This window comes from Pseudomonas sp. P5_A2_2 (assembly GCF_054177685.1).
Map to the genome: position 1 here is coordinate 1 of NZ_JBGCUL010000279.1, position 5,232 is coordinate 5,232.

The 5,232-nt window shown below is 56.0% G+C and carries 8 protein-coding genes; 3 read left to right on the forward strand and 5 right to left on the reverse strand.

Annotated features, from left to right (window positions below; all coding sequences use genetic code 11):
- Positions 1-191 precede the first annotated feature (191 nt).
- The gene (locus tag ACXRVY_RS16235) at positions 192-386 is read left to right on the forward strand and encodes a hypothetical protein (RefSeq protein WP_150727129.1); all 195 of its coding nucleotides are present in this window, start codon (positions 192-194) and stop codon (positions 384-386) included.
- Positions 387-461: 75 nt separating this feature from the next.
- Here the strand turns inward: ACXRVY_RS16235 and ACXRVY_RS16240 are convergent, their stop codons facing one another.
- On the reverse strand, positions 462-1,214 hold the full coding sequence (locus tag ACXRVY_RS16240; RefSeq protein ID WP_223457131.1) for a carbonic anhydrase: 753 nt from the start codon (positions 1,212-1,214) through the stop codon (positions 462-464).
- Positions 1,215-1,415: 201 nt separating this feature from the next.
- On the opposite strand from ACXRVY_RS16240, the gene ACXRVY_RS16245 reads away from it, so the two are divergent.
- On the forward strand, positions 1,416-1,871 hold the full coding sequence (locus ACXRVY_RS16245; protein ID WP_458237760.1) for a DUF2214 family protein: 456 nt from the start codon (positions 1,416-1,418) through the stop codon (positions 1,869-1,871).
- Positions 1,872-2,054: 183 nt separating this feature from the next.
- Here the strand turns inward: ACXRVY_RS16245 and csrA are convergent, their stop codons facing one another.
- Positions 2,055-2,246, reverse strand: coding sequence for a carbon storage regulator CsrA (gene csrA, locus ACXRVY_RS16250; protein ID WP_053161267.1), 192 nt, complete (start codon positions 2,244-2,246; stop codon positions 2,055-2,057).
- Positions 2,247-2,496: 250 nt separating this feature from the next.
- On the opposite strand from csrA, the gene ACXRVY_RS16255 reads away from it, so the two are divergent.
- A complete protein-coding gene (locus tag ACXRVY_RS16255) occupies positions 2,497-2,862 on the forward strand; it encodes an SPOR domain-containing protein (RefSeq protein ID WP_223457135.1) in 366 nt (121 codons plus the stop codon).
- A gap of 85 nt (positions 2,863-2,947) precedes the next feature.
- Here the strand turns inward: ACXRVY_RS16255 and ACXRVY_RS16260 are convergent, their stop codons facing one another.
- The 3 genes from ACXRVY_RS16260 to ACXRVY_RS16270 form a co-directional block, all read right to left on the reverse strand.
- Positions 2,948-3,637 (reverse strand): endonuclease, encoded by a 690-nt coding sequence (locus ACXRVY_RS16260; protein WP_458237761.1) that lies wholly within the window; start codon positions 3,635-3,637, stop codon positions 2,948-2,950.
- Positions 3,638-3,641: 4 nt separating this feature from the next.
- Positions 3,642-3,932, reverse strand: coding sequence for a DUF1654 domain-containing protein (locus tag ACXRVY_RS16265; RefSeq protein WP_223457138.1), 291 nt, complete (start codon positions 3,930-3,932; stop codon positions 3,642-3,644).
- A gap of 161 nt (positions 3,933-4,093) precedes the next feature.
- Positions 4,094-5,182 (reverse strand): asparaginase, encoded by a 1,089-nt coding sequence (locus ACXRVY_RS16270; protein WP_458237762.1) that lies wholly within the window; start codon positions 5,180-5,182, stop codon positions 4,094-4,096.
- Between the last annotated feature and the right edge of the window lie 50 nt (positions 5,183-5,232).

Genomic DNA, 5,232 nt, shown 5'->3' on the forward strand with positions numbered 1-5,232 from the left:
CTACTGCGTCAGAATCATGTCGTTCCGGCCGCTGCTACGCACGATCTTAGCAATCCTCAAGCCGCGGAAGTGGGTGAATTCCTCGTTGTGTTTTCGTAGGCGACGAATGGCGAGCCACTGTGGACGATAGTCCGGATTCTTTGCCATTCAGGCGTAAACTAGTGGGGCTGCCTCATCGAAAGGAGCCGCCTATGAACGTCGATCAAATCATCAAACCGGCATCAGTGGACAAGGCTGTCTGGGATCAATACTTCTGCGCTGCATTGATTGCGGAAAGCAATCTGACTGCCCCGGTTGTGGGCGGTGCTACGCACGAAGACAGGCAGAACCTGTTGATCGAGAGGGCCAAAACCCTCGCCGACAAAATGATGGAAAATCGAAAATAAACAGAGCCCAGCCATCGTGCTGGGCTCTTTGCTTGCGGGGTTGTGCTCCGATGCGGGCGATGTGCGTGTTGCGGTTCAAACGATCAACTCTACCTTGCCGCTCGCCAGGCGATAAATGCCTCCCACTATCTTCAACTTGCCCTTGCTCTGCGCATCTGTCAGCAATGGCGAGGCCTGTTTCAGGCTGTTGACAGAGTTTTTGACGTTTTGCGCGGTGGCGTTTTCCATCAAGCTCCCGGGTTGCTTCAGTACTGTCTCGATTGCCGACTTGAGTGCGTCAGTCAGTTTCGGGATATGGCCGGGGAAAATTGTCTGATCCTTGACGGCCTTGATGCCTGCCTCGATGGCGCCACAGCTCTCATGACCGAGTACGAGAATCAGCGGTGCGCCCAGTACGGCAACCCCGTATTCAAGACTGGCCAGGCCTTCCGGGGTCACGAAGTTGCCCGCGACGCGGATGGAGAAAAGATCGCCTCGCGCGGTATCAAACGCATATTCCGGGGCGATCCGCGAGTCAGAGCAGCTCAGTACTGCCACGAACGGATTTTGACCGGACACCAGGGCCTCTCGCTCAGCCTTGAAATCGTGTGTCGTGGAAGTACCGCTTACATATCGTTCATTGCCCTCCATCAGTCTTTTCAACGCCATATCGGGGCTGATTACGTTTTGAGGTTTGGGTGGGGCTGACGCTTTTTCGGCTGCCTGGATGAGCTTGCCGGGCAGTGTGCCGGTCAGCAGCAGGGCGCCTGCGCTCAACCCGGCAAATTGAAGAAAACGACGACGGCCTGTTGTGTTTGAAGCAGAGCTTGAATCACATGATTCACACATGACTTTGTTTACCCGGTTCAATGCGGTGAGAGTGAGTGGTCGTTGGGGTTGGTACTGTCACGGACGCTCAATACCAGCGCAATGGAGTCTAGTAGGTCTGTCATTTGTGTTCCGGGTAATGTCCGCAGATGTGTGCAAGCAGACATTTCATGGGCTACTACTGACAGGCTCATACAACTTCGACCTGGCAGGATTTTCTCGATGCTGACTCACTGGTTTCTAGCGGMGGTTCATCTTCTGGCATTTGCCTTGGGATTTTGGGCGGTGTTGGTTCGAGGCACAGCTTTTCGACGTTTGGCCGATGGGGCCGCGCAAGTGCGCAGTGTTCTGATGGCGGACAATATCTGGGGTATTGCAGCTGTCGTTTTGCTGATCAGCGGGGGGATGCGAGCCTTTGGCGGGTACGAGAAAGGCACGGACTATTACCTGCATCAGCCGCTGTTTCATCTGAAGATGACGCTGTTCGTCCTGATCTTGCTGCTGGAGATTGCGCCAATGGTGACGCTGATCAAATGGCGGATAGCGCTTGCCCGTAAAGTGGCGATCGATACAGGTCGTGCGAAGCTATTTGCGCGGATCAGTCATGTCGAGGCGCTGCTGGTGCTGCTGATGGTGGTAGCGGCGACTGGTATGGCGCGTGGCGTGATGTTTGGTTGATCACGTAGCGAACGCGTACTTCCATGGAGTGAACAGAAAGGTCTGACAGCCAGAGCGTTGAGCTTGTCGTTAGAGTCGGCCCCTGGAGGCTTGTGTGGAAAGCAGGCGGAAGCGATGCAATGCCGAATCTTTAGCCAGCCGTGATTGCGGGCTGAACGGGCTGGCTACTGACTGCAACAGGATTCAGGGTTGCGGCTTTTCCGGGGCGGTCAGGCCAGCCTGAATGCGCTGATAAATTTCTTCACGATGCACTGCAACGTCCTTCGGGGCGTTGATGCCGATCCTGACTTGCTGGCCGCTTACGCCCAGGATGGTGATCGTAATGTCATCACCAATGTTTATGCTTTCACCGACTTTGCGGGTGAGTATCAGCATGGTCTTCTCCTTGATTGCTTTGTGGGGCACCTGATTCGGACAGTGCAGAGGTCGGTGGTATGTATAGATTAGTGCGAAGTCTCGTGGTTTGGGTGCCTCTTTCTGACGTGCAGATGTGGCATTAATTCCCAAGGCGTAACTATACAGAGGCCGCAACCATCATTCTCGTTGTTTTGAGCCCATTTTACGGCACTCGTGAAGTATTCATGGATGTTAAAATCCCAGCTTTATGGATTTAGAGGGAAACGCCGTGCGCAAAATGGTTTTGGTAATCGCGATATTGGCGCTGGCGGGATGTGGCGAGGGCAGCAGTGTGGATGCGCCGAAGCCTCAACCGGCCATGGCTGCCGTACCCGCGGCGGTGTCCGGCCCGCAATGGGATCTTGAAGTGCGAGGTGAAACCCCTCAGGCAGTCAGCGATTTGAGTGGCTGGCTGATCGAGCACAGCTTCATGTCCAGCGTCGTCAAGGAAAATGGCAATACGCGAATCCTGATGGGGCCGTTCAATTCGAAGGCCGAGGCCGAAGCCAGGCAGGATGAAGTCCGTGCGGCGCTCACTCGCGCGAAGAAACAGAACATCGAATTGCTGGTGCTTGAGCGCCCGGCCGCTCAGTAACGTCTGTATTGCGGATGCTCAAGAAACAAAAAAGGTCTCGGGTGCTCAGCTCCGAGGCCTTTTCAATTTCGGCTATTGCCTGGATTCAGCCGCAGGCCTTCATGTCTACCGGGCCGACGAACTCGTTGCCGCGCCCCATGACGCACGCCACGCTCTGGTTGCGTTGCCGTTCCCAGGCCTGAACCGGATAGGTTTTGTCCCACGCTTCGTACAGTTGCCGATCACGTTTCGACAGGCGTAAACCATACTGCTTGCTCATGTAGAAGTACGTTCGGGCGATCATGCCGCGGATGGAAGGGCGGGGCATGACTTTCCTGGCCTTGAAGTCGATCCGGGTCAGGCACGAACCATATTGTCCCGACTGCTCGGGCAACCAGCCGAAGCTGAAGTTGCTGCGATCGCCGTTGACCTCGCCAATGCTGGGCACCAGGTTGTGCAGATCGGACTCGGCCTTTTGGTAAACCGGGTCGTAGCGGGTGCAGTTCTTGCGGCCGCCTTCTTGCCAGCACTGGCGTTGATGGCCGATCTGCCAGGCCGGCACGATATGCTCCCAKTCGATGCGGGATGCGCGTTTGGCATTTTTACGTGGCACGTAACCGCAAGCGGCAAGGTTCACCCGGTTGCCGGTGTACTTGCAGCCACAGTAAAACTCGGTGGATTGGGGCGCGTAGAGCTTCCACGCCACCTTTTTCGCTTCGGTGAAGGTGCGCGGGGCGTCGGCTTGCGCGCCCACGACAAAAAACAGGAACAGCAAAGCAAACCAGCGGGCACTCATCGACTCAATCTTCCTTCGGCACAACCCAGAAAATCTGCACGCCGCCATCGTCGCGATAGGCGAGGGTGACGTTGTCGTTCTCGTCGATTTCTTCCAGCAAGCGTTCCCATTCATCCACCGGCTCGTCAGGAAGGCGGAAGATCAGTGCTGCCCTTGCCTTTTGTGCGGTGGGAGAGTTGATGATTTTCTGAACGCGCAGGCCCATGCGTACATAGGTGTCAGGAGAGGCAGAGGTGGTGTCCACGGGATTATCCTTATTAAGCTGTACGTACATACAGTATTTAACTGTAAGCATTTTCGCAACTACTTAAAATTCAAGAAAATCCTCTGACAGCGGTTTGTTCCGTTTGGCGTAAGACGAAGGGAGTTTTTTTGTCAGATACAGCGGCAGCCACTCGCCAAGGCTGGCGAATGGCGCACGGGGGTGCCCGACCGGATCGGTCGGGCGAGGGCGAATCAGTATTCCCAGAACATCCGTTGCAGCTCTTTGCTGTCATTGGTTTTGGTCAACGCGACCATTGCCAGGATTCGGGCCTTTTGCGGGTTCAGGTCGTGAGCCACGACCCAGTCGTATTTGTCGTCTGGCTGCTCGGCGTTGCGCAATACAAAGCCGCCGGCATTGACATGGGAGGAGCGAATGATCTGCACGCCGTCCTTGCGCAAGGCTTGYAGGGATGGAACTACCCGCGACGATACCGAGCCATTGCCGGTGCCGGCGTGGATGATGGCTTTGGCGCCGGATTGAGCCAGGGCCTTGTAAGCAGTGTCGCTGACGTTGCCGTAGGAATAGGCAATTTCGACGTCAGGCAGGCTCTTGATGTTCTTGATGTCGAATTCGGAATCCATGGTGTGACGCTTGGCCGGCAGGCGGAACCAGTAGGATTTGCCTTCTACCACCATGCCCAGTGGACCCCAGGCGCTTTTAAACGCTTCGGTCTTGATGTTGATCATCTTGCTGACGTCGCGACCCGACTGGATTTCATCGTTCATGGTCACCAGCACGCCTTTGCCCCGCGCGTCTTTGCTGCTGGCCACGGCCACCGCGTTGTACAGGTTCAGCATGCCATCGGCGGACATCGCGGTGCCCGGGCGCATCGAGCCCACGACAATGATCGGCTTCTCGGTTTTTTCCACCAGGTTCAGGAAGTACGCCGTTTCTTCCAGGGTGTCGGTGCCGTGGGTGATCACGATGCCATCGACGTCTTTGTTGTCGGCCAGTTCGGCTACGCGGCGACCCAGTTGCAGCAGGTTTTCGTTGGTGATGCTTTCGGAGGCGATTTGCATGACCTGTTCGCCGCGAACGTTAGCCAGTTGGCTCAGCTCAGGAACGCCAGCGATCAACTGTTCAATGCCGACTTTCGCCGCTTGATAGGTTGCGCTGTTGGCGGTGCTGGCCCCTGCGCCGGCAATGGTACCGCCGGTGGCCAGGATTACCACGTTGGCCAGTTTCTGTTGGGTTKCGGCTTCTTTGGCCTGAAGGGCGGTGGGCAGAAGCAGCAGCAGGGCCAAGGCGCCCGGAACAAAGGTCTTGAGTGCAGATGTCATTATTTTTCTCTTCTAGTTGTGAGGCGATGCAAATGCAGGTTCATCTAGAT